At 68.1% G+C, this 21031-nt stretch carries 33 protein-coding genes; all 33 read right to left on the bottom strand.

Features of this window, described 5'->3' with window-relative positions:
* Window positions 1–145: 145 nt before the first annotated feature.
* Window positions 146–259, bottom strand: coding sequence for a 50S ribosomal protein L36 (rpmJ, locus tag OG505_RS30835; protein WP_089005225.1), 114 nt, complete (start codon window positions 257–259; stop codon window positions 146–148).
* A gap of 90 nt (window positions 260–349) precedes the next feature.
* Window positions 350–571 (bottom strand): translation initiation factor IF-1, encoded by a 222-nt coding sequence (infA, locus tag OG505_RS30830; RefSeq protein ID WP_007073013.1) that lies wholly within the window; start codon window positions 569–571, stop codon window positions 350–352.
* Between the two features lie 352 nt (window positions 572–923).
* Complete coding sequence (locus OG505_RS30825; RefSeq protein WP_405434824.1) at window positions 924–1460, bottom strand: DUF1707 domain-containing protein; 537 nt, start codon at window positions 1458–1460, stop codon at window positions 924–926.
* Between the two features lie 140 nt (window positions 1461–1600).
* Window positions 1601–2452 carry a type I methionyl aminopeptidase gene (gene map, locus OG505_RS30820; protein ID WP_405429479.1) on the bottom strand — a complete coding sequence of 284 codons (852 nt, stop codon included), beginning with the start codon at window positions 2450–2452 and terminating at the stop codon, window positions 1601–1603.
* A gap of 88 nt (window positions 2453–2540) precedes the next feature.
* Window positions 2541–3194 carry an adenylate kinase gene (locus OG505_RS30815; RefSeq protein WP_007465256.1) on the bottom strand — a complete coding sequence of 218 codons (654 nt, stop codon included), beginning with the start codon at window positions 3192–3194 and terminating at the stop codon, window positions 2541–2543.
* The gene (gene secY, locus OG505_RS30810; protein WP_405429478.1) at window positions 3195–4523 is read right to left on the bottom strand and encodes a preprotein translocase subunit SecY; all 1329 of its coding nucleotides are present in this window, start codon (window positions 4521–4523) and stop codon (window positions 3195–3197) included.
* A gap of 231 nt (window positions 4524–4754) precedes the next feature.
* Window positions 4755–5198, bottom strand: coding sequence for a 50S ribosomal protein L15 (gene rplO, locus OG505_RS30805; RefSeq protein WP_088987584.1), 444 nt, complete (start codon window positions 5196–5198; stop codon window positions 4755–4757).
* Complete coding sequence (rpmD, locus tag OG505_RS30800) at window positions 5198–5380, bottom strand: 50S ribosomal protein L30 (RefSeq protein ID WP_405429477.1); 183 nt, start codon at window positions 5378–5380, stop codon at window positions 5198–5200. Before rpmD ends, rplO begins: the two co-directional genes overlap by 1 nt.
* Window positions 5380–5994, bottom strand: coding sequence for a 30S ribosomal protein S5 (gene rpsE / locus OG505_RS30795; protein ID WP_074314587.1), 615 nt, complete (start codon window positions 5992–5994; stop codon window positions 5380–5382). Before rpsE ends, rpmD begins: the two co-directional genes overlap by 1 nt.
* Window positions 5995–6027: 33 nt before the next feature.
* Window positions 6028–6405, bottom strand: coding sequence for a 50S ribosomal protein L18 (gene rplR / locus OG505_RS30790; RefSeq protein WP_355068567.1), 378 nt, complete (start codon window positions 6403–6405; stop codon window positions 6028–6030).
* Window positions 6406–6413: 8 nt separating this feature from the next.
* On the bottom strand, window positions 6414–6956 hold the full coding sequence (gene rplF, locus OG505_RS30785) for a 50S ribosomal protein L6 (RefSeq protein ID WP_007465267.1): 543 nt from the start codon (window positions 6954–6956) through the stop codon (window positions 6414–6416).
* A gap of 16 nt (window positions 6957–6972) precedes the next feature.
* A complete protein-coding gene (gene rpsH / locus OG505_RS30780; protein ID WP_007465270.1) occupies window positions 6973–7380 on the bottom strand; it encodes a 30S ribosomal protein S8 in 408 nt (135 codons plus the stop codon).
* Between the two features lie 116 nt (window positions 7381–7496).
* A complete protein-coding gene (locus OG505_RS30775) occupies window positions 7497–7682 on the bottom strand; it encodes a type Z 30S ribosomal protein S14 (RefSeq protein WP_007073023.1) in 186 nt (61 codons plus the stop codon).
* A 1-nt stretch (window position 7683) separates the two neighbouring features.
* Window positions 7684–8250, bottom strand: coding sequence for a 50S ribosomal protein L5 (rplE, locus tag OG505_RS30770; protein ID WP_074314595.1), 567 nt, complete (start codon window positions 8248–8250; stop codon window positions 7684–7686).
* Window positions 8250–8570: a 50S ribosomal protein L24 gene (gene rplX / locus OG505_RS30765; protein WP_172899047.1), complete on the bottom strand. Its 321-nt coding sequence runs from the start codon at window positions 8568–8570 to the stop codon at window positions 8250–8252. Before rplX ends, rplE begins: the two co-directional genes overlap by 1 nt.
* A complete protein-coding gene (rplN, locus tag OG505_RS30760; RefSeq protein ID WP_015619002.1) occupies window positions 8567–8935 on the bottom strand; it encodes a 50S ribosomal protein L14 in 369 nt (122 codons plus the stop codon). Before rplN ends, rplX begins: the two co-directional genes overlap by 4 nt.
* Before the next feature lie 101 nt (window positions 8936–9036).
* Window positions 9037–9315 (bottom strand): 30S ribosomal protein S17, encoded by a 279-nt coding sequence (gene rpsQ, locus OG505_RS30755; RefSeq protein WP_053653938.1) that lies wholly within the window; start codon window positions 9313–9315, stop codon window positions 9037–9039.
* Complete coding sequence (gene rpmC / locus OG505_RS30750) at window positions 9312–9548, bottom strand: 50S ribosomal protein L29 (RefSeq protein ID WP_007465283.1); 237 nt, start codon at window positions 9546–9548, stop codon at window positions 9312–9314. The genes rpsQ and rpmC overlap by 4 nt, the downstream gene beginning before the upstream one ends.
* Entirely contained in the window at window positions 9548–9973 is a 426-nt protein-coding gene (gene rplP / locus OG505_RS30745) for a 50S ribosomal protein L16 (RefSeq protein WP_121653126.1), read from the bottom strand. Before rplP ends, rpmC begins: the two co-directional genes overlap by 1 nt.
* Window positions 9974–9976: 3 nt before the next feature.
* Window positions 9977–10846 (bottom strand): 30S ribosomal protein S3, encoded by an 870-nt coding sequence (rpsC, locus tag OG505_RS30740; protein WP_007465294.1) that lies wholly within the window; start codon window positions 10844–10846, stop codon window positions 9977–9979.
* Window positions 10846–11304: a 50S ribosomal protein L22 gene (rplV, locus tag OG505_RS30735; RefSeq protein ID WP_007465297.1), complete on the bottom strand. Its 459-nt coding sequence runs from the start codon at window positions 11302–11304 to the stop codon at window positions 10846–10848. The genes rpsC and rplV overlap by 1 nt, the downstream gene beginning before the upstream one ends.
* A 41-nt stretch (window positions 11305–11345) precedes the next feature.
* Window positions 11346–11627: a 30S ribosomal protein S19 gene (gene rpsS / locus OG505_RS30730; protein WP_007465299.1), complete on the bottom strand. Its 282-nt coding sequence runs from the start codon at window positions 11625–11627 to the stop codon at window positions 11346–11348.
* A gap of 12 nt (window positions 11628–11639) precedes the next feature.
* Window positions 11640–12479, bottom strand: a complete 840-nt coding sequence (rplB, locus tag OG505_RS30725) for a 50S ribosomal protein L2 (RefSeq protein WP_007465301.1) — start codon at window positions 12477–12479, stop codon at window positions 11640–11642.
* Between the two features lie 12 nt (window positions 12480–12491).
* Window positions 12492–12794 carry a 50S ribosomal protein L23 gene (gene rplW, locus OG505_RS30720; RefSeq protein WP_088998352.1) on the bottom strand — a complete coding sequence of 101 codons (303 nt, stop codon included), beginning with the start codon at window positions 12792–12794 and terminating at the stop codon, window positions 12492–12494.
* Window positions 12791–13441 (bottom strand): 50S ribosomal protein L4, encoded by a 651-nt coding sequence (gene rplD, locus OG505_RS30715; RefSeq protein ID WP_234583436.1) that lies wholly within the window; start codon window positions 13439–13441, stop codon window positions 12791–12793. Before rplD ends, rplW begins: the two co-directional genes overlap by 4 nt.
* Window positions 13438–14103, bottom strand: a complete 666-nt coding sequence (gene rplC / locus OG505_RS30710; RefSeq protein WP_030329888.1) for a 50S ribosomal protein L3 — start codon at window positions 14101–14103, stop codon at window positions 13438–13440. The genes rplD and rplC overlap by 4 nt, the downstream gene beginning before the upstream one ends.
* 11 nt (window positions 14104–14114) lie before the next feature.
* Window positions 14115–14423, bottom strand: a complete 309-nt coding sequence (gene rpsJ, locus OG505_RS30705; RefSeq protein ID WP_007073037.1) for a 30S ribosomal protein S10 — start codon at window positions 14421–14423, stop codon at window positions 14115–14117.
* A 350-nt stretch (window positions 14424–14773) separates the two neighbouring features.
* Window positions 14774–15967 (bottom strand): elongation factor Tu, encoded by a 1194-nt coding sequence (tuf, locus tag OG505_RS30700; protein ID WP_405429476.1) that lies wholly within the window; start codon window positions 15965–15967, stop codon window positions 14774–14776.
* Between the two features lie 212 nt (window positions 15968–16179).
* Entirely contained in the window at window positions 16180–18276 is a 2097-nt protein-coding gene (gene fusA, locus OG505_RS30695; protein WP_405429475.1) for an elongation factor G, read from the bottom strand.
* Window positions 18277–18350: 74 nt separating this feature from the next.
* Window positions 18351–18821 carry a 30S ribosomal protein S7 gene (rpsG, locus tag OG505_RS30690; protein ID WP_007465317.1) on the bottom strand — a complete coding sequence of 157 codons (471 nt, stop codon included), beginning with the start codon at window positions 18819–18821 and terminating at the stop codon, window positions 18351–18353.
* Window position 18822: 1 nt separating this feature from the next.
* Window positions 18823–19197, bottom strand: coding sequence for a 30S ribosomal protein S12 (rpsL, locus tag OG505_RS30685; protein WP_393521886.1), 375 nt, complete (start codon window positions 19195–19197; stop codon window positions 18823–18825).
* A 479-nt stretch (window positions 19198–19676) separates the two neighbouring features.
* Window positions 19677–20057 carry a hypothetical protein gene (locus tag OG505_RS30680; protein ID WP_405434822.1) on the bottom strand — a complete coding sequence of 127 codons (381 nt, stop codon included), beginning with the start codon at window positions 20055–20057 and terminating at the stop codon, window positions 19677–19679.
* Between the two features lie 556 nt (window positions 20058–20613).
* Window positions 20614–20982 carry a hypothetical protein gene (locus OG505_RS30675; protein ID WP_405429474.1) on the bottom strand — a complete coding sequence of 123 codons (369 nt, stop codon included), beginning with the start codon at window positions 20980–20982 and terminating at the stop codon, window positions 20614–20616.
* Between the last annotated feature and the right edge of the window lie 49 nt (window positions 20983–21031).

The raw sequence follows: 21031 nt of genomic DNA, 5'->3' as shown, positions 1-21031 counted from the left end.
AGCGGGCCCCGGCCTCCGACCGGGGGTCAACCACGATTGAGTACGCGCTGCGTACCGCTCGCGGCTGGGACGAGCTGTTGATGTGCTGCCTGGATCTGCGGCCCGGACCGATCCGACCGGCCGTTTCACGACCGGTGGGACTGGTTCAGCCCTGGCGCTGCTTGTGGCGCGGGTCGGCGCAGATGACGATGACCCGGCCGTGCCGGCGGATCACCTGGCACTTGTTGCAGATCCTCTTGACGCTCGGCTTGACCTTCACGGTTGCCTTACTTCCCATCTGGCCCGGGGACGCGCGATGCGCGAGACCGGACGTCGAAGACGGACAGGGACTTCCCGGCCGCCGTCAGGACTACTTGTAGCGGTAGACGATGCGCCCGCGGGTCAGGTCGTACGGCGAAAGTTCGACGACGACCCGGTCCTCCGGCAGGATGCGGATGTAGTGCTGTCGCATCTTGCCGCTGATGTGAGCCAACACCTTGTGGCCGTTCGCGAGCTCCACCCGGAACATGGCGTTCGGCAGGGGCTCGATGACCCGACCCTCGATCTCAATGGCTCCGTCTTTTTTCGGCATGTCCTCCGCTGTCCTGACGTCGATTGCTCCGGGCGGCCCACAACGTCTTACACGGGAAACTGACCATGATCAGAAGCCCGCGCCAGCCGCGGCTCCGGACTCCCACCGAAGCGCAGGGTGGGCATGCCGGAGTGGACGCTGTGCGCCGAACAGAAAGTGTACGCCGACCTGCACGCCGTCGCCAAACCGGCCACCCACGGCAGCCTCGCGTCGGCCCCCGCTCCCCCGCCCAGCCCTCCGATGATCTCCGCAGACCCGCGCTCCACCGAATATCGATCATGAGACTGTCGGGTCGCAACACCGCGATCGACGACACCAAGTCCATGATCATCGACTGCGGGGCTGGAGTGGGTCAGGTTCTGGGTCCGGGGTCTTCTGACCCCTCGGTGCGCAACTCCCGGCGGCGCTCTCGCTTGGCCCGCTTGCGCTCCCGCTCGATCGCCTGGCGGCGGGGCTCTCCCCCAACCAGCCCGCCGACCGTCCGGAGCACCAGCGCCGCGCCCCAGGGCCCGGCCACCCACGCCGGCCAGAAGTAGAGCAGTTCCTGGCTCAGCAGCGAGGTCACGCCCCAGACGGTCACCACGATGGCGACCACCCGCACGTACGGCAGCCACACCTCGGCCAGCCAACGAATGACGTGGCCGCGCCGGAGCGAGCCGAGCCGTCCGACGGGTGGCTCAGCCGGCGCGCTGGCTGGCCGCAGGGCCGAATGCTCCGGCGGTGCCACCGGGGGCAGATCGGTGAGCAGGGCGTCCAGCTCGGCGTACGTGCGCGCCGCGTAGGCACGCTGCACCCGCTCGTCGTACTCGTGCAGGTCCAACCGCCCCTCGCCGAGGGCGGCCCGCAAGCGGTCGGCCACCACCTCACGGTCCGCGTCCGCGGCTCGCATCCCGTCGCGCCCGTCCATGCCGGCAAGCATGCCACCGCCGCGCCAGTCCGCCCGACCTCCGACACTGGTTGATCATGAAGTTGTTGCCAACCTCACCGGCGTGTCAGGGCAACAACTTCATGATCATCGGACGGGATGGGTCAGGGGGTTCTGGTTTCTGCGGGTTGGCGGGCGGTGACCAGGTCACCCAGTCGGGCGCGGCCCCCGTCGAAGGCCGTGAGCACCCACACACCGTCGGGCAACAGCGCCATCGAGTGCTCGACGTGCGCCGCGACCGACCCGTCCCGGGTGACGACCGTCCAACCGTCGGCCAGTTCGACCGTACGCGGGGACGCCATGGTGATCATGGGCTCGATCGCCAGCGCCATACCGGGGACCAGACGCGGCCCCTTGCCCGGCCGGCCGTGATTGAGCACGTGCGGGTCCTGATGCATCTCGGTGCCGATGCCGTGGCCGCCGTAGCCGTCGACGATGCCGTACCGGCCGCCCTTGCGGACCGCCGTCTCCACGGCGTACGAGATGTCGGTGAGCCGCCCCTTGCCACTGGCCGCTCCGCGCGCCGCGGCGGCGATGCCCGCCCACATCGCGTCCTCGGCGACCTCGGCCATCTTGAGCAGCGCCGGGTCGACGTCGCCCACCCCGACGGTGATGGCCGAGTCCCCGTGCCACCCGTTGAGCACCGCGCCGCAGTCGATCGAGATGAGGTCGCCCTCGGCGAGCACCTGCTCCGGCGAGGGGATGGCGTGCACGATCTGCTCGTTGACCGACGAGCAGATCGACGCCGGGAAGCCGTGGTAGCCCTTGAAGGACGGGACGGCGCCCGCCTCGCGGATCGTCGACTCGGCGATGGCGTCCAGATCCGCCGTGCTCACGCCCGGGGCCACCGCCTCGCGCATCCGGCGCAGGGCCTCGGCGACCACGAGCCCGGCCGCACGCATCTTCTCGATCTGGTCAGGGGTCTTCAGCTGGATGTCCAGCTGGGGACGACGCATGGAGCGGTTACCTTTCGTGGCTATTCAGCGGGGCACGTCTCGCGTACCCCGCTGTTCGCACTCTATCCACGGCGGCGCGGGGAGAACCTCAGCCGCCGTACGACCGCAGGGCGTCGATGGCCCGGGTGGTGACGTCCTCCACCGGGCCGGTGGCGTCGATCCCGACCAGCTTGCCCTGGGCGCCGTAGTAGTCGACCAGAGGCGCGGTCTTCTCGCTGTATTCCCGCAGGCGGGTGGCGATGGTCTCCGGCTTGTCGTCGTCGCGCTGGAACAGCTCGGCGCCGCACCGGTCACAGATGCCCGGCCGGGTGGTGGCGTCGAACTCGACGTGCCAGATCTTGCCGCAACCCCGGCAGGTGCGCCGGCCGGAGAGCCGCCGGATCACCTCGTCGTCGTCGACCACCAGCTCCAGGACCAGATCCAGGGCGGTGCCCAGATCGGCGAGGAGCTTGTCCAGAGCGGCGGCCTGCGGAGTCGTCCGCGGGAAGCCGTCGAGCAGAAAACCCTCGCTGGCGTCCGGCTCGGCGAGCCGGTCCCGGACCATGTTGATGGTGACCTCGTCCGGAACCAGCTCGCCTGCGTCCATGTAACGCTTCGCCTCGACGCCGAGCGGCGTGCCCTGGGTGACGTTCGAGCGGAAGATGTCTCCAGTCGAGATCTTGGGTACCGACAGGTGCGCGGCGACGAACTCTGCCTGCGTGCCCTTACCCGCACCCGGCGGGCCAACCAGAACGAGTCTCATCTACCGCAGGAACCCTTCGTAGTTCCGCTGCATGAGTTGGCTCTCGATCTGCTTCACGGTCTCCAGACCGACGCCGACCATGATGAGCACAGCGGTGCCACCGAACGGGAAGTTCTGGTACTGCTGGCTGTCCAGCCAGATGAAGAAGAAGTTCGGCAGGATGGAGATGATGCCGAGGTAGAGCGCGCCCGGCAGGGTGATCCGGCTGAGGATGAAGTCCAGGTAGTCGGCCGTCGGCTTGCCCGGCCGGATACCCGGCACGAACCCGCCGTACTTCTTCATGTTGTCCGCGACCTCGGTCGGGTTGAACGTGATCGAGACGTAGAAGTACGTGAAGAAGATGATCAGCAGGAAGTAGACCGAGATGTAGATCGGGCTGTTCGGAGCGACCAGGTTGTTCTGGATCCACGCCTGGGCCTTGCCCGGGTTGTTCTGGTCGAAGAACTGGAGCGCCAACTGCGGGAGATACAGCAGCGACGAACCGAAGATGACCGGGATGACACCCGCCTGGTTGACCTTCAGCGGGATGTAGGTCGAGGTGCCGCCGTACATCCGCCGGCCGATCATCCGCTTGGCGTACTGCACCGGAATCCGACGCTGCGCCTGCTCGATGAAGGTGACCGCGGTGATGACCACCAGAACCAGCGCGATGACGAGGGCGAACTTGCCCCAGCCCTGGCTGGTCTTGATCTGCCAGCCCTCGCCGGGCAGCCGGGCCGCGATCGAGGTGAAGATCAGAACGGACATGCCGTTACCGACGCCCCGGTCGGTGATCAGCTCACCGAGCCACATGACCATGCCGGTGCCGGCGGTCATGGTGGTCACCAGGACGGACAGGGTCAGCCAGTCCGGGATGCCGGTGCCCTCGGGGATGATCGGGAACTGGTCGCAGCGATTCTGGAACAGCTGCCCCGAGCGGGCCAGGGCCACGAAAGCCGAGGCCTGCAGCACGCCGAGACCGAGCGTCAGGTAGCGGGTGTACTGCGTGATCTTCGCCTGGCCGGCCTGGCCCTCCTTGCGGAGCTGCTCCAGACGCGGGATCACGACGGTCAGCAGCTGCAGGATGATCGACGCGGTGATGTAGGGCATGATGCCCAGCGCGAAGACCGAGAGCTGGAGCAGCGCCCCGCCGGAGAAGAGGTTGAGCAGATTCAGCGGGCCCGTCGTCGCACCAGAGATGGAGTCGAGGCACTTCTGCACGTTGCCGTACGAGACGCCCGGGCTGGGGAGCGTGGCACCCAGCCGGTAGACCGCAATGATGCCTACTGTGAACAGCAGCTTCTTGCGCAGGTCAGGCGTACGGAACGCACTGAGAAAGGCGGACAGCAACTTCTTCCTCCTGCGCGAGGCGGGCCGCCGGTGAACCCTGGCGGGTGGGGGTGGATCACGGGCGAGTGCCCGCAATCCATGGCTGGGATGGGACTCTAACAGCCCTGTCCCGCTCCGGGCAGGTGTGCCCGGCTACATAAACCGAATCCGATATTACCGGGCGCACACGCCCCAGGCAGACCTAGGCGCCCGCCAGTTACTCACAACTGACGGGCGCCGAGGTCGTACGCCTTACAGCTCGGTGACAGAGCCACCGGCGGCGGCGATCTTCTCCTTGGCCGACGCGCTGAACGCGTGCGCCGACACCTGGAGCGCCACCCCGCCAAGGTCCCCGGTGCCGAGGACCTTGACCGGGTGACCCTTGCGGACCGCGCCGGCCTCGACCAGCTCGAGCGGGCCGACCTGGCCGCCGTTCGGGAACAGCTCGGCGAGCCGGTCCAGGTTGACCACCTGGAAGACCACCTTGAACTTGTTCTTGAAGCCCTTCATCTTCGGCAGGCGCATGTGAATGGGCATCTGCCCACCCTCGAACGCCGCCGAGATGTTCTTGCGGGCCTTGGAGCCCTTCGTACCGCGACCAGCGGTCTTGCCCTTGGAACCCTCACCACGACCCACACGGGTCTTCGCGGTCTTGGAACCGGGCGCCGGGCGCAGGTGGTGCACCTTGATCGTCATTACTCGACCTCCTCGACCTTCACGAGGTGGTTCACAGTGAAGATCATGCCGCGGATCTCGGGCCGGTCCTCCTTGACCACCACGTCGTTGATCCGCTTGAGACCGAGCGAACGCAGCGAATCACGCTGGTTCTGCTTGGTCCCGATGTTGGATCGGACCTGGGTGACCTTCAGACGTGCCATCAGTGCGCCACCCCCGCACGCGACGCCAGCATGGCGGCCGGCGCGACGTCCTCCACCGGCAGGCCACGACGCGCCGCGACCTGCTCGGGGGACTCAAGCCCCTTCAGGGCCGCCACGGTGGCGTGCACGATGTTGATCGGGTTCGACGAGCCGAGGCTCTTGGAGAGCACGTCGTGGATCCCGGCGCACTCCAGCACGGCGCGCACCGGACCACCGGCGATGACACCCGTACCGGCCGAGGCCGGCTTGAGCAGCACGACGCCAGCGGCGTCCTCACCGGTCACCGGGTGCGGGATCGACTGACCGATCCGCGGGACCTTGAAGAAGTGCTTCTTGGCCTCCTCGACGCCCTTGGCGATCGCCGCGGGCACCTCCTTGGCCTTTCCGTAGCCCACGCCGACCGTGCCGTCGCCGTCGCCCACGATCACCAGGGCGGTGAAGCTGAAGCGACGACCACCCTTCACGACCTTGGCGACGCGGTTGATCGCGACGACCCGCTCAAGGTGCGGGGTCTTCTCGACGGGCGCGTTTCCGCGGCCGCCCTCACGGCGGTTGTCGCGGCGACCACCCTCGTTGCCACCGGACCCGCCGCCACGGCGCTGTTGACCTGGCATCAGCAGCCTTCCTTATCTCTCGTGACGGGGTTGTTAGAACTCGAGCCCGGCTTCGCGGGCGGCGTCGGCAAGCGCTGCGACCCGCCCCGCGTACCGGTTGCCACCGCGGTCGAAGACGACCTTGGAGACGCCGGCGGCCTTGGCCCGCTCGGCGAGCAGGGCGCCCACCTTGCCGGCGAGGGCGCTCTTGTCGCCCTCGGCACCGCGCAGCGAGGAGTCCAGGGTCGACGCAGACGCCAGGGTGTGACCCTTGGTGTCGTCGACGATCTGGGCAACCATGTGCCGCAGCGAACGGGTGACGACCAGGCGCGGACGCTCGGCCGTACCGCTGACGTTCTTGCGGACGCGGAAGTGCCGACGCGCACGCCCAACGGCGCGCTTGGCGGCGACGCCGCGGCGGCGCTTGAGCAGCGTGGCGCTCACTTCTTACCTGCCTTTCCAGCCTTGCGGCGGATGACCTCGCCCTGGTACTTCACGCCCTTGCCCTTGTAGGGCTCCGGCGGACGGATCTTCCGGATGTTGGCGGCGACCTCACCGACCTGCTGCTTGTCGATGCCGGCCACGTGGAACAGGGTCGGTCGCTCCACCGTGAAGGTGATGCCCGCCGGCGCGGGAACGACCACCGGGTGCGAGAACCCGAGCGCGAACTCGAGGTCCGAACCCTTGGCGGTGACCCGGTAACCGGTGCCGGCGATCTCCAGGCTCTTGCGGTAGCCCTCGGTCACGCCGACGATCATGTTGGCGACCAGGGTACGGCTCAGGCCGTGCAGCTCCTTGGCCTTGCGCTCGTCGTTCGGGCGGTTGACGTTCAGCTGCCCGTCCTCCGCGCGCTCGACCGTGATCGGGTCGGCGATCGTGTGCTGGAGCTCGCCCTTCGGGCCCTTGACCTTGACGGTCTGCCCGTCGATCGTGATGTCGACGCCGGCTGGTACCGGGATCGACTTACGTCCAATTCGCGACATTTCTACCAGTCTCCCGTTACCAGACGAAGGCGAGGACTTCCCCGCCAACACTCCGCTTGCGGGCCTGCCGGTCGGTCAGCAGCCCCTGGGACGTCGAAATGATCGCCACGCCCAGCCCACCGAGCACCCGCGGGAGCCCGTCCGACTTGGCGTACACCCGGAGACCGGGCTTGGACACGCGCTTGATGCCGGCCAGGCTCCGCTCCCGGTTCTGGCCGTACTTCAGCTCGACGACCAGTCGCTTGCCGACGGCGCCCTCCTCGGGCTCCTCGACCGACCAGGTGGCGATGTAACCCTCGGCCTTCAGGACCTCGGCGATGTTCGCCTTGATCTTGGAGTAGGGCATCTTCACCTGATCGTGGTACGCCTGGTTGGCGTTACGCAGACGCGTGAGCATGTCTGCGATCGGGTCGGTCATCGTCATGGATTTCGTCAGCCTTTCTCGCCGGGGTTCCCGGGGCATCAGCCCCGGGCCTACGGCGAAGAGCAATACCTAATCGGTGCAGGAGTTCCCGGCCGGCAGCCGGGACGCGGTCGCCCTTACCAGGAAGCCTTGGACACACCCGGCAGCTCACCGCGGTGGGCCATCTCCCGGATGCAGACCCGGCAGAGCCCGAACTTGCGGTAGACCGCCTTCGGACGCCCGCACCGCTGGCAGCGGGTGTACGCGCGAACCGAGAACTTCGGCTTCGCGGCCGCCTTGAGGATCAGCGCCTTCTTGGCCATCTCAGTTCTCCTTGAACGGGAAGCCCAGGAGCTTGAGCAGCGCCCGGCCCTCGTCGTCGGTCGTGGCGGTGGTGACCACCGTGATGTCCATGCCCCGCTGGCGATCGATCCGGTCCTGGTCGATCTCGTGGAACACCGACTGTTCGGTCAGGCCGAACGTGTAGTTCCCGTGCCCGTCCAGCTTGCGCCCGTCCAGACCGCGGAAGTCGCGGATACGCGGCAGCGCGATGGACAGCAGCCGGTCCAGGAACTCCCACATCCGGTCGCCGCGGAGGGTCACCTTCGCGCCGATCGGCATGCCCTCGCGGAGCTTGAACTGCGCGATGGACTTGGTCGCCCGCCGCACCTGCGGCTTCTGGCCGGTGATCGTGGCGAGGTCACGGACCGCGCCGTCGATCAGCTTGGCGTCGCGAGCAGCCTCGCCGACACCCATGTTGACGACGATCTTGACCAGCCGCGGCACCTGCATGGGGTTGCCGTAGCTGTGCTGCTCACGCAGCTGGGCCACGATCTCGTTGCGGTACCGCTCCTTGAGGCGCGGCATGGTCTTTTCGGTAGCCGTGGTCATCACAGGTCCTTACCGGTGCTACGCGCGATGCGGACCTTCTGGCCGTTGTCGTCGATCCGGTAACCGACGCGCGTCGGCTTGCCGTCGGAGTCCAGGACCTGCACGTTCGAGACGTGGATCGGGGCCTCCTGGGTGACGATGCCGCCGGTCTTGGCGCCACGCTGGGTGGTGCTGATGCGGGTGTGCTTCTTGACCCGGTTCACGCCCTCGACCAGGACCTTGTCCTGCCGCGGGTAGGCCTGAATGACCTTGCCCTTGGCACCCTTGTCCTTGCCGGCGATGACGACGACCGTGTCGCCCTTCTTGACCTTCACGGTCACAACACCTCCGGCGCGAGGGAAATAATCTTCATGAACCGCTTGTCCCGCAGCTCCCGGCCCACCGGGCCGAAGATGCGGGTACCGCGCGGGTCTCCGCCGTCCTTGATGATGACGGCGGCGTTCTCGTCGAAGCGGATGTACGAGCCGTCCGGCCGCCGCTTCTCCTTGGCGGTGCGGACGATGACCGCCTTGACGACGTCGCCCTTCTTCACACCGGCACCCGGGATCGCGTCCTTGACCGTGGCCACGATGACGTCGCCGATGCTCGCGTAGCGCCGACCGGAGCCACCGAGAACCCGGATGCACAGGATCTCCCGAGCACCCGTGTTGTCGGCGACGCGCAGTCGCGACTCCTGCTGAATCACGTCTATCTCCTATGTCTGCCGGTTCTCCGGCCGCCCTAGCGGCCGGCCGGAGCCTGGCGGAACCTACGCCCGACGCAACGCCGGGCGAGCTCGAGCCTTCGCTACTTGGCCTTTTCCAGGATTTCCACGATCCGCCAACGCTTGGTGGCGCTCAGCGGCCGGGTCTCCATGATCAGGACCCGGTCGCCGGTGCCGGCGGCGTTCTGCTCGTCGTGCACCTTCAGCTTGCTGGTACGACGCATGATCTTGCCGTACAGCGCGTGCCGAACCCGGTCCTCGACCTCGACCACGACGGTCTTGTCCATCTTGTCGCTGACCACCAGGCCCTCGCGAACCTTGCGGCGCGCGCGGGTGGCGTCAGTGGTGGTGTTCTCGGTCATGATGCAGTCACCTCAGTCGGCGCGGCCGAGAGCCCCAGCTCGCGCTCGCGCATGATCGTGTAGATCCGGGCGATCTCCCGACGGATGACCTGCAGCCGCCGGTTGTTGTCCAGCTGCCCGGTTGCGGCCTGCACGCGGAGGTTGAACAGCTCCGCCTTGGCCTCCCGCAGCTTCGTGACCAGCTCCTCCTCGGAGAGCTCACGCAGCTCGGTCGCCTTAACGCCCGCTGCCATCAGGATTCACCCACTTCGCGCGTAACAATGCGGCACTTCATCGGGAGCTTGTGGATCGCGCGGCGCATGGCCTCTCGCGCGATCTGCTCGTTGGGGAAGGACATCTCGAAGAGAATCCGACCCGGCTTGACGTTGGAGACCCACCACTCCGGCGAACCCTTACCGGAACCCATCCGGGTCTCGGCAGGCTTCTTGGTGAGGGCCTGGTCCGGGAAGATCGTGATCCAGACCTTGCCGCCACGCTTGATGTGACGGGTCATCGCGATACGCGCCGACTCGATCTGGCGGTTGGTCACGTACGCCGGCTCGAGAGCCTGGATCCCGAACTCGCCGAACACCACCCGGTTACCACCCTTGGACGCGCCACTGCGGTCCGGGTGGTGCGGCTTGCGGAAGCCCTTCGGGGGCTTGCGCGGCATCAGCATCTGTCAGCCCTCCTGCTGCGTTTCTGCCGGAGCAGCCGCAGCCGCGACAGCAGCGCTGTCGACCGGCTCGCCACTCGGCGTCTCGGCCTGCTGCGCGATGGTGGTCGCAGCAGCCCGACCGGCCTCGGTGCCACCAGCGGTCGTGCCGGACGAACCGGACCGGCCACGGCGCGGACGCTCGGGACGGTCGCCACGCTCACCACGGCGCGGGCGCGACGGACCGGCCTCGGCCGGAGCCTCCCGGCCCGGAACCGCGTCGCCCTTGTAGATCCAGACCTTCACGCCGATCCGGCCGAAGGTGGTACGGGCCTCGAAGAAGCCGTACTCGATGTTGGCCCGCAGCGTGTGCAGCGGAACCCGGCCCTCGCGGTAGAACTCGGTCCGGCTCATCTCGGCGCCGCCCAGGCGACCCGAGACCTGAACCCGGATGCCCTTGCAGACCGGGTTCTTCATGGCCGACTGCATGGCCTTGCGCATCGCCCGACGGAAGCTGACCCGGCTGGACAGCTGCTCGGCCACGCCCTGCGCGACGAGCTGAGCGTCCGACTCGGGGTTCTTCACCTCGATGATGTTCAGCTGGACCTGCTTGCCGGTGAGCTTCTCGAGCTCGCCGCGGATCCGGTCGGCCTCCGCACCCTTACGGCCGATGACGATGCCCGGCCGGGCGGTGTGGATGTCGACGCGGACGCGGTCGCGGGTGCGCTCGATGTCGACCTTGGAAATCCCGGCACGCTCGAGGCCCTTGGACATCATGCGGCGGATCTTGACATCCTCGCCGATGTAGTCCTTGTAGAGCTTGTCCGCGAACCAACGGGACTTCCAGTCGGTCGAGATGCCGAGCCGGAACCCAGTGGGGTGAACCTTCTGACCCATTACTCGGCGTCCTCCGTCTTGCTCTGCGCTTCGGCCGGTGCGGCCTCCGTGGCCGGGGCGGCCTTCTTCGCCGCGGCCTTCCTCGGCGCTGCCGGCGCGACCGCCTCGACCGCCACGGTGATGTGGCAGGTGCGCTTGCGGATCCGGTACGCCCGACCCTGTGCCCGCGGCTGGAACCGCTTCATCGTCGGGCCCTCGTCCACGAACGCCTCGCTGACGAGCAGCGCGTCGGGGTCCAGCCGCTCGTTGTTCTCCGCGTTGGCGATCGCGCTAGCGAGCACCTTGTACACCTGCTCGCTCGCAGCCTGCGGCGCGAACTGCAGCACCGTGAGCGCCTCCTTCGCGGGCAGGCCGCGGACGAGGTTGACCACCCGGCGCGCCTTCATCGGCGAGATGCGCACGTGCCGCGCAACCGCCCGCGCGCCCGGAAGCACCGGAGCGTCGCCCTTTCCTGGCATCGCTGTAACCCCTTGTTCCCTCTATCCGTATGCCCGCGGCGTCAGCGCCGACGGCTCTTCCGGTCGTCCTTCTCGTGACCCTTGAACGTGCGGGTCAGCGCGAACTCGCCGAGCTTGTGCCCGACCATCGCCTCGGTCACGAACACCGGGACGTGCTTGCGTCCGTCGTGCACCGCGATCGTGTGCCCGAGCATCTCCGGGATGATCGTCGAGCGCCGCGACCAGGTCTTGATCACGTTCTTCGAGCCCTTGTCGTTCTGCACTTCCACCTTCTTGAGCAGGTGGTCGTCTACGAACGGGCCCTTCTTGAGGCTGCGAGGCATGTCTTATCTCCCTCAGCCGCGCTTACGCGTGGCGTAGCGGCGGCGGACGATCAGCTTGTCGCTCGGCTGGCCCTTACGGCGGGTGCGGCCCTCGGGCTTACCCTGCGGGTTGACCGGGTGGCGACCACCGGAGGTCTTACCCTCACCACCACCGTGCGGGTGGTCGACCGGGTTCATGGCGACACCACGGACGGTCGGGCGCTTGCCCTTCCACCGCATACGGCCGGCCTTACCCCAGTTGATGTTCGACTGGTCGGCGTTGCCGATCTCGCCGACGCTCGCGCGGCAGCGCACGTCCACCCGCCGGATCTCGCCGGACGGCATACGCAGGGTCGCGTACGCGCCCTCACGGCCGAGCAGCTGGATGCCGACGCCGGCGGAACGGGCCAGCTTGGCCCCGCCGCCCGGACGCAGCTCCACGTTGTGGATCGTGGTACCGACCGGGATGTTGCGCAGCGGCAGGTTGTTACCCGGCTTGATGTCGGCGCCCGGACCGGACTCGACGCGGTCGCCCTGCTTCATGTCCTTCGGCGCGATGATGTACCGCTTCTCGCCGTCGGCGTAGTGCAGCAGCGCGATGCGCGCCGTGCGGTTCGGGTCGTACTCGATGTGAGCGACCTTCGCCGGCACGCCGTCCTTGTCGACCCGCTTGAAGTCGATCAGACGGTACTGGCGCTTGTGACCGCCACCGTGGTGCCGCGTGGTGATCCGGCCGTGGGCGTTACGCCCGCCCTTCTTCGGCAGCGGAGCCAGCAGCGACTTCTCCGGCGTGGACCGGGTGATCTCGGCGAAGTCGGCGACGCTGGAGCCACGTCGGCCCGGCGTCGTCGGCTTGTACTTACGGATAGCCATTGTCTACACCCCTCAGCTGACCGGGCCGCCGAAGGCCTCGATACGGTCACCGTCAGCCAGCTTCACGATCGCCCGCTTGGTCGCCTTGCGCTGACCGAAGCCGGTCTTGGTGCGCTTGCGCTTGCCCTGGCGGTTGAGCGTGTTGACCGTCAGGACGCGGACGTCGAAGATCTGCTGGATAGCGATCTTGATCTCGGTCTTGTTCGCGTCCGGGTGCACCAGGAAGGTGTACCAGTTCCGGTTCAGCTCGCTGTAGCTCTTCTCCGAGACGACCGGCGCCACGATGATGTCGCGCGGGTCGGCGATCGTGCTCACTTGCCACCCTCCTCGGTGGTCTCGGCGGGCACGCCCAGGAACTCGTCCAGGGCGTCCTTGGTGAAGACCACGTCGTCGGCCACCAGCACGTCGTACGTGTTCAGCTGGCCGGACTCGATCAGGTGCACCCGCGGCTCGTTGCGCAGCGACACCCAGTTCAGCTCGTCGGTGCTGCTCAGCACGACGAGAACCCGACGGGCCTCGGTGAGCTTGGTCAGCGTGGCCAGTGCGGCCTTGGTCGACGGCTTCTCGCCCGAGACGAACGCCTCGACGACGTGCACCTGCCCGGCGCGGGCCCGGTCCGAGAGGGCACCGCGGAGCGCGGCGGCCTTCATCTTCTTCGGGGTCCGCTGGCTGTAGTCGCGCGGCACGGGACCGTGCACCACGCCACCGCCGGCGAACTGCGGCGCGCGGATCGAGCCCTGCCGGGCGCGACCGGTGCCCTTCTGCTTGTACGGCTTCTTGCCGCCACCGGCGACCTCGCCGCGGGTCTTGGCCTTGTGCGTGCCCTGTCGGGCCGCCGCGAGCTGGGCCACCACGACCTGGTGCATCAGCGCGACGTTGGCCTGCACGTCGAAGATGTCAGCCGGCAGCTCGACGGAGCCGCTGGTGCTGCCTTCGACGGTGCGCACGTCAACGGTGGTCACTTGGCCGCACCGCCCTTCTTCACCTTGCTCTTGGCCGCGGTACGGACCAGAACCAGCGCGCCCTTGGGACCAGGAATGGCACCCCGGACGAGCAGCAGGTTGTTCTCGGTGTCGACCGCCTGGACGGTGAGGTTCTGCACGGTGTAGCGCACGCCACCCATGCGGCCGGCCATCCGGGTGCCCTTGAAGACACGACCCGGAGTGGCGCAGGCGCCGATGGAACCGGGCGAGCGGTGCTTGCGCTCGACACCGTGGCTGGCGCGCAGACCGTGGAAGCCGTGCCGCTTCATCGGGCCGGCGTAGCCCTTGCCCTTGGTCTTGCCGGTGACGTCGATCGTGACGCCTGCCGGGAACTCCTCGACCGTGACCTCCTGGCCCAGCGAGTACTCCCCGGCGTCCGTGGTGCGCAGCTCGACGATGTGCCGGCGCGGCGCCACGTCCGCCTTCGCGTAGTGCCCGCTGATCGGCTTCTTGACCTTGCGCGGGTCGATCGTGCCGTACGCCAACTGGACCGCGGAGTAACCGTCCTTCTCGGCGCTACGAACCTGGCTGATGACGCACGGGCCGGCCTCGACCACGGTCACGGGAACAACACGGTTGTTGTCCCAGACCTGGGTCATGCCGAGCTTGGCGCCCAGGATCCCCTTGACTTGCCTGTCCATTTGTCCGGTCCCTACAGCTTGATCTCGATGTCGACGCCAGCCGGCAGGTCGAGGCGCATGAGCGAGTCGACCGTCTTCGGGGTCGGGTCGATGATGTCGATCAGCCGCTTGTGCGTGCGCATCTCGAAGTGCTCGCGCGAGTCCTTGTACTTGTGCGGCGAGCGGATAACGCAGAAACGGTTGATCTCCGTGGGCAGCGGCACCGGGCCCGCGACCTGCGCCCCGGTGCGCGTCACCGTCTCGACGATCTTCCGAGCCGAGGAGTCGACGACCTCGTGGTCATAGGCCTTGAGCCGGATGCGGATCTTCTGTCCCGCCATGGTGGCTTCTGTTCCTTCTCTCGATGCCGCTGTGTTGCGGGCGCCTGTACCGGCTGGCACAGGCCCACTTCGCCGACCCCCGCGGTCGGGCGTGTCGCGCCCTCGGGCCGGGCTCCGCCCCGTGGTTCCGGAGTGGTGCTGACCGCGCGGTGGGTCAAGGCGCCGATCGCATTACCGCGACCTGAACGCCGTGCGAGGGTGGTTGGCGACTGGGCCGCCAACCACCCCACGCTCGACTGTCTCGCCACCCGGAGGTTCAGCGAAAGCCGAACACAGGCGACGAACCGTCGTTACGCAACCTGACTAGTATGCCGCACGACCGGCGGCGGGTCTAATCGGGGTTACCTAGCTCACTTGATGATCTTGGTGACGAACCCGGCGCCGACGGTGCGGCCACCCTCGCGGATCGCGAACTTGAGGTTGTCCTCCATGGCGATGGGCTGGATCAGCTTCACCGACATGGTGGTGTTGTCACCCGGCATGACCATCTCGGTGCCCTCGGGGAGGGTGACGACACCGGTGACGTCCGTGGTCCGGAAGTAGAACTGCGGACGGTAGTTCTGGAAGAACGGGGTGTGCCGGCCGCCCTCCTCCTTGGAGAGGATGTAGACCGTCGCCTCGAACTCCGTGTGCGGGGTCGTGGTGCCCGGCTTGACGACCACCATGCCGCGCTCGACGTCCTCGCGCTTGATGCCACGCAGCAGCAGACCGACGTTCTCGCCCGCGCGGGCCTCGTCGAGCAGCTTGCGGAACATCTCGATGCCGGTGCAGACCGTCTTCTGCGACTTCTCGCGGATACCGACGAGCTCCACCTCCTCGTTCGGCTTGAGCACGCCACGCTCGGCGCGACCGGTGACGACGGTGCCACGACCGGTGATCGTGAAGACGTCCTCGATGGGCATGAGGAACGGCTTCTCGGTCTCGCGCTCCGGCTGCGGAATCGCGGTGTCGACCGCGGTCATCAGCTCCATGAGCTTGCCGGCCCACTCGGGGTCGCCCTCGAGGGCCTTCAGCGCCGAGACCCGGACGACCGGCAGGTCGTCACCCGGGTACTCCTGCGAGGAGAGCAGCTCACGGACCTCGAGCTCGACGAGCTCCAGGAGCTCCTCGTCGTCGACCATGTCGCTCTTGTTGAGCGCCACGACGATGTACGGCACACCGACCTGACGGGCCAGCAGCACGTGCTCGCGGGTCTGCGGCATCGGGCCGTCGGTCGCCGCGACCACCAGGATCGCGCCGTCCATCTGCGCGGCACCGGTGATCATGTTCTTGATGTAGTCGGCGTGGCCGGGGCAGTCGACGTGCGCGTAGTGCCGCGCCTCGGTCTGGTACTCGACGTGCGAGATCGAGATCGTGATGCCGCGGGCCTTCTCCTCCGGCGCCTTGTCGATCTCGTCGAACGGCGTGTACGGGTTCAGGTCCGGGTACTCGTCGTGCAGGACCTTGGTGATGGCCGCCGTCAGCGTCGTCTTACCGTGGTCGATGTGACCAATGGTGCCGATGTTGACGTGCGGCTTAGTCCGCTCGAACTTAGCCTTCGCCACTGGTGTCCTCCTGTGGACTTCTTGGTTCGTACGCCCGGCGCGCCGGTCGGCGCTTAGGACTCTGTCGACAGCCTTTCCGGCCTGACGGCCGGAGAGCCATTGTGGGTTCTGCGGCGATGAAGCCTACAGGCCCGGTCTCACGCGATCCGATCGTGGTGGTCGCGGGTGGGTGAACCATCCCGCGACCAACCACGAATCACCTGCTCAGGGCTTTACTCGCCCGTTGCCTTGGCGATGATCTCCTTCGCGACGCTCTGCGGAACCTCGGCGTAGGAGTCGAACTGCATGCTGTAGCTAGCCCGGCCCTGGGTCTTCGACCGCAGGTCGCCGACGTAGCCGAACATCTCCGACAACGGCACCAGAGCCCGGACGATGCGGGCGCCGCTGCGCTCCTCCATCGCCTGGATGATGCCGCGGCGGGAGTTGAGGTCACCGATGACGTCACCCATGTTCTCCTCAGGAGTGGTGACTTCAACGGCCATCATCGGCTCGAGCAGTGCGGGATCGGCCTTGCGGGCCGCGTCCTTCATCACCATCGAGCCGGCGATCTTGAATGCCATTTCCGACGAGTCGACCTCGTGGTACTGGCCGTCCAGCAGGGTCAGCTTCACACCGACCAGCGGGAAGCCCGCGAGGATGCCGTACTGCAGCGCATCCTGCGCACCGGCGTCCACCGACGGGATGAACTCCCGGGGGATCCGGCCGCCGCTGACGGCGTTGGCGAACTCGTAGGTCGGCGAGTCGTTGTCCAGCGGCAGCGGCTCGACGCTCACGATCACGCGGGCGTACTGGCCGGAACCACCGGTCTGCTTCTTGTGGGTGTACTCGACCTTGTCCACCTTGCGGCGAATGGTCTCGCGGTATGCCACCTGGGGCTTGCCGACGTTGGCCTCGACGTTGAACTCGCGGCGCATCCGGTCGACCAGGATGTCCAGGTGCAGCTCACCCATGCCGGAGATGACCGTCTGACCGGTCTCCTCGTCCAGACGGACGCGGAAGGTCGGGTCCTCCTCGGCCAGCCGCTGGATCGCGGTGCCGAGCTTCTCCTGGTCAGACTTGGTCTTCGGCTCGATCGCCACCGAGATGACCGGCTCCGGGAAGGTCATCGACTCCAGGATCACCGGGTTCGCCGGGTCGGAGAGCGTGTCGCCGGTGGTGGTCTGCTTGAGACCCTGCACCGCGATGATGTCGCCGGCCTGCGCCGACGGACGCTCTTCCCGCTTGTTGGCGTGCATCTGGTAGATCTTGCCGATCCGCTCCTTGCGGTCCTTGGTGGAGTTGACCACCTGGGAGCCGGATTCGAGCAGACCGGAGTAGACCCGGACGTAGGTGAGCTTGCCGAGGTGCTTGTCCGTCTGGATCTTGAAGGCCAGCCCGGAGAACGGCTCCGACTTGGACGGCTTCCGAATCAGCGGGGTCTCGCCGTCGGTGGCCGTACCCTCGATGGCCGGAACGTCCAGCGGCGACGGCAGGAAGTCGACCACGGCGTCGAGCATGGGCTGAACGCCCTTGTTCTTGAACGCCGAGCCGCACAGCACCGGGTTGGCCTTGCCGCCGATGGTGGCACGCCGGATGGCCGCCTTGATCTCCTCGACGGAGACCTCCTCGCCTTCCAGGTACTTCTCCATCACCGAGTCGTCGACGTCGGCCAGGGTCTCCATCAACTTCTCGCGCCACTCGGCCGCGGAGTCGGCCAGGTCGGCCGGGATCTCCTCGATCGCGTAGTCGTCACCCTTCTGGGTCTCCCCACGCCAGGTGAGCGCGCGCATGCCGATCAGGTCGACGACGCCGATGTGGTCGCCCTCGAGCCCGATCGGGATCTGGAGCACCAGCGGGGTGGCGTTGAGCCGGTCGATCATCATCTGCACGCAGCGGAAGAAGTCGGCCCCGGTCCGGTCGAGCTTGTTGACGAAGCACATCCGCGGGACGTTGTACTTGTCGGCCTGCCGCCAGACGTTCTCCGTCTGCGGCTCCACCCCGGCGACACCGTCGTAGACAGCGACCGCACCGTCCAGGACCCGCAGCGACCGCTCGACCTCGACCGTGAAGTCGACGTGGCCGGGCGTGTCGATGATCTGGATCGTGTGGCCCTTCCACTCGCACTTGGTAGCAGCGGAGGTGATGGTGATACCACGCTCCTGCTCCTGTTCCATCCAGTCCATGACGGCGCCACCCTCGTGGGTTTCGCCAATCTTGTACGTGATGCCGGTGTAGAACAGGATCCGCTCGGTGGTGGTGGTCTTACCGGCATCGATGTGCGCCATGATGCCGATGTTGCGTACGTTGGCGAGCGCGTCTGCGGCGGCCACTTCAATCCCTACTTATCGTCGTCTCGACACAACTGGTGGCGGTTCCGGCGCCGGTCGGCGCCGGAACCAGGGTGTTACCAGCGGTAGTGCGCGAAGGCCTTGTTGGACTCGGCCATCTTGTGCGTGTCCTCGCGTCGCTTGACGGCGGCACCGAGGCCATTGCTCGCGTCGAGCAGCTCGTTCATCAGCCGCTCGACCATGGTCTTCTCGCGCCGGGCGCGGGAGTAGGTGACCAGCCAGCGCAGACCCAGGGTGGTCGCCCGGGTGGGGCGAACCTCGACCGGAACCTGGTAGGTGGCGCCACCGACACGACGGCTACGCACCTCGAGGGTCGGCTTGACGTTGTCCATCGCCCGCTTGAGGGTGACGACCGGGTCGGTGCCGGACTTCTCGCGGCAGCCCTCGAGGGCCGCGTACACGATCGACTCGGCGAGCTGACGCTTGCCGCGGAGCAGGATCTTGTTCACCAACTGGGTGACCAGCGGCGAGTTGTACACCGGGTCAGCGACCAGCGGCCGCCGCGGAGCGGGTCCCTTACGCGGCATGTCAGCTCTTCTCCTTCTTCGCGCCGTAACGGCTGCGCGCCTGCTTGCGGTTGCGGACACCCTGGGTGTCCAGCGAGCCGCGGACGATCTTGTAACGCACGCCGGGGAGGTCCTTCACCCGGCCGCCGCGAACGAGCACGATCGAGTGCTCCTGCAGGTTGTGACCGACGCCCGGGATGTAGGCGGTCACCTCGATCTGGCTGCTGAGCTTCACACGAGCGACCTTGCGCAGCGCGGAGTTCGGCTTCTTCGGAGTGGTGGTGTACACGCGGGTGCACACGCCGCGCCGCTGGGGGGACCCCTTGAGCGCCGGGGTCTTGGACTTGGTCGTCTTGGCCTGACGGCCCTTTCGGACCAGCTGCTGGATGGTGGGCACCGGGTTTCTCCGCTCCCTTCGGCCGCTGCACGCGACCGCGCCGTCTGCTCGTTAGCCGGCCTGATGACCGGCTCTCCTACATTCCGACCAGGGTCACCTTGCGGTGGCCCCGGCACCCGCGGTCGGGCGTGTCGCCCCACTCACGGTCCCGGTGCGGACGCTTTCGCAGGCGTACCGGGTGGTTTCTGTCACCGGCACGCGGATCGCCCCGCCCCGGATCTCTGGTTTGTCGTGCGACCGTCCGGAATCCGGATCCAGCGCACGCACGAGTTGCCCGGGCACGCCCGGGCACAAGGGGAAAGAGTACCTACCACAGCCGCCCAGGTCAAAACGGAATGGGTCGGCGACTGTCTCACACTCGCCGGCCGGATCTCGTCCCGCCTCGTCGCCCGCGATGGGCACCTACAGACACAAGTGTACCGGCTTCCCCGCCGGGCCACCCGTCGCCCCCGGTCAGGCACCGCAGACCGGTGCCCGGCCTACGTCAGGGTGATCAGCAACGCCAGACCCAGACCCAGCAGGCTGAGCAGCGCACCCGCCGCGCCGCAGCTGATGCCCGCCACCGCCAGCCCGCGCCCGGTGAACCGTACCGCCGACGGCGCGGCCGGCCGGCCGATCTGCCGCCGGGCGAGCAGACCGGTGACGATCGCCGCCACCCCCGCCAGCACCCCCAGCACGGTGAAGGCCCCGGAGGCCCAGACGCCACCGTCGTTGCCGAACGCCACCCCGAAGCAGATCACCAGGAGCGAGACCAGGATCGACGCGATGCCCGCCACCAGCGCCCCGGTCGCCAGTCCGGAGGTGACCGGCGGCACATCCAGGTGCACCACGCCGAACGGCGTGCCGGGCACCGCCTCCACCCGCTTCGGCGGCCGCCGCTGGTCGTCGGTGGGCGGCGGCACCGGTCGGGCTGGAGCCACACCCCACCCGGACGACTGGCCCGGTGCCGGATGGCCCCACCCCCCGGGCGCACCAGGCCCAGACGGCTGACCCCAGCCCGTCGGCGCACCAGGCCCCGCCGGCGGCTGACCCCAGCCGGGCGGGAGCGGCGCCCCGGAAGCGGGATGGGGCTGGCCGTGCCCGGGCGGAAAGACCCCACCCCAATCGGCCGTGGGCCGACCCCACGCGGGCGCGGGCGGCGCACCCCAGCCCGACGGCGGCGTACCCGGATCGGGGACGTCGGCGGGTGGGGCGGGCTGCCCGTCCTGATCGGGTTGTGCCCGGTCGTGCGGTCCGGAGGGGGCCGGGCTCGCGGCCGGCGCGTCAGGATGCCCCGCCGGCTCATCCGCCGGGGGCCGCGCCGGTTCCGTCACGAGGTCCTCCTGTCGACAGGGCCGCCAATCGCCGCGCGGCGGACACCGGCCAGGCTACCGCCGGAAGCGGCGCCGTTCGCGCTGGGCGTGGCCGGTGCAACGGTCAGTCCATGTTCGCCGGGTAGTCGTGGCCGAACGGCGTGCCAGCCAGCCGAACCACCCCGATCACCCCGGCGACGACCACGCTGACCGCGACCAGCACCAGGCCGGTCCAGGCCAACCGCTCCCCCCGCCGAAGCCAGACGCCGCCGGTCAGGAAACCCCCCGAGGCGTACGCCTCCCGGCGGGCCTGCCGGGCCAGTTGCAGCGCCACCGTCGCCGGCACCACCCCGCCGATGAACAGCCCGGTCAGCATGCCGAGCAGCCCCAGCGCGAACACTGCCCGCGCCTTCGTGGCACGGGCCGGGTCCGGATCCAGCGGGTGGCGCAGGCCCTGAGACGCGACGGACACCTGTCCGGGTGCGGTCGTCATGCCTCCATCATGCCCAACCCGGTCGACGGGCGGGTCGGACCGGACACGA

Source organism: Micromonospora sp. NBC_00617 (assembly GCF_045161355.1).
In the GTDB taxonomy this organism is placed as follows: Bacteria; Actinomycetota; Actinomycetes; order Mycobacteriales; family Micromonosporaceae; genus Micromonospora.
The sequence above is the reverse complement of the archived record's forward strand: the minus strand, read 5'-3'. Positions and strand labels throughout refer to the sequence as shown.

Bases quoted from the DNA above. Each gene is read 5' to 3' on its own strand.
- rplE (WP_074314595.1), bottom strand. From the start codon at position 8,250: ATGACCACGGCTACCGAAAAGACCATGCCGCGCCTCAAGGAGCGGTAC.
- rpsQ (WP_053653938.1), bottom strand. From the start codon at position 9,315: ATGACCGAGAACACCACCACTGACGCCACCCGCGCGCGCCGCAAGGTT.
- rplV (WP_007465297.1), bottom strand. From the start codon at position 11,304: ATGCCAGGAAAGGGCGACGCTCCGGTGCTTCCGGGCGCGCGGGCGGTT.
- rplC (WP_030329888.1), bottom strand. From the start codon at position 14,103: ATGGACAGGCAAGTCAAGGGGATCCTGGGCGCCAAGCTCGGCATGACC.
- rpsJ (WP_007073037.1), bottom strand. From the start codon at position 14,423: ATGGCGGGACAGAAGATCCGCATCCGGCTCAAGGCCTATGACCACGAG.
- OG505_RS30825 (WP_405434824.1), bottom strand. From the start codon at position 1,460: ATGCGAGCCGCGGACGCGGACCGTGAGGTGGTGGCCGACCGCTTGCGG.
- rplP (WP_121653126.1), bottom strand. From the start codon at position 9,973: ATGCTGATGCCGCGCAAGCCCCCGAAGGGCTTCCGCAAGCCGCACCAC.
- OG505_RS30775 (WP_007073023.1), bottom strand. From the start codon at position 7,682: ATGGCCAAGAAGGCGCTGATCCTCAAGGCGGCCGCGAAGCCGAAGTTC.
- rpsE (WP_074314587.1), bottom strand. From the start codon at position 5,994: ATGCCAGGTCAACAGCGCCGTGGCGGCGGGTCCGGTGGCAACGAGGGT.
- rplF (WP_007465267.1), bottom strand. From the start codon at position 6,956: ATGTCGCGAATTGGACGTAAGTCGATCCCGGTACCAGCCGGCGTCGAC.
- rplB (WP_007465301.1), bottom strand. From the start codon at position 12,479: ATGGCTATCCGTAAGTACAAGCCGACGACGCCGGGCCGACGTGGCTCC.
- rpsH (WP_007465270.1), bottom strand. From the start codon at position 7,380: ATGACGATGACCGACCCGATCGCAGACATGCTCACGCGTCTGCGTAAC.
- rpmC (WP_007465283.1), bottom strand. From the start codon at position 9,548: ATGGCAGCGGGCGTTAAGGCGACCGAGCTGCGTGAGCTCTCCGAGGAG.
- rpsS (WP_007465299.1), bottom strand. From the start codon at position 11,627: ATGCCTCGCAGCCTCAAGAAGGGCCCGTTCGTAGACGACCACCTGCTC.
- OG505_RS30675 (WP_405429474.1), bottom strand. From the start codon at position 20,982: ATGACGACCGCACCCGGACAGGTGTCCGTCGCGTCTCAGGGCCTGCGC.
- infA (WP_007073013.1), bottom strand. From the start codon at position 571: ATGCCGAAAAAAGACGGAGCCATTGAGATCGAGGGTCGGGTCATCGAG.
- rpmD (WP_405429477.1), bottom strand. From the start codon at position 5,380: ATGGCACGTCTGAAGGTCACCCAGGTCCGATCCAACATCGGGACCAAG.
- OG505_RS30815 (WP_007465256.1), bottom strand. From the start codon at position 3,194: ATGAGACTCGTTCTGGTTGGCCCGCCGGGTGCGGGTAAGGGCACGCAG.
- rpsG (WP_007465317.1), bottom strand. From the start codon at position 18,821: ATGCCGCGTAAGGGACCCGCTCCGCGGCGGCCGCTGGTCGCTGACCCG.
- map (WP_405429479.1), bottom strand. From the start codon at position 2,452: ATGCGTCGTCCCCAGCTGGACATCCAGCTGAAGACCCCTGACCAGATC.
- rpsC (WP_007465294.1), bottom strand. From the start codon at position 10,846: ATGGGTCAGAAGGTTCACCCCACTGGGTTCCGGCTCGGCATCTCGACC.
- rplO (WP_088987584.1), bottom strand. From the start codon at position 5,198: ATGACGATCAAGGTGCACCACCTGCGCCCGGCGCCCGGTTCCAAGACC.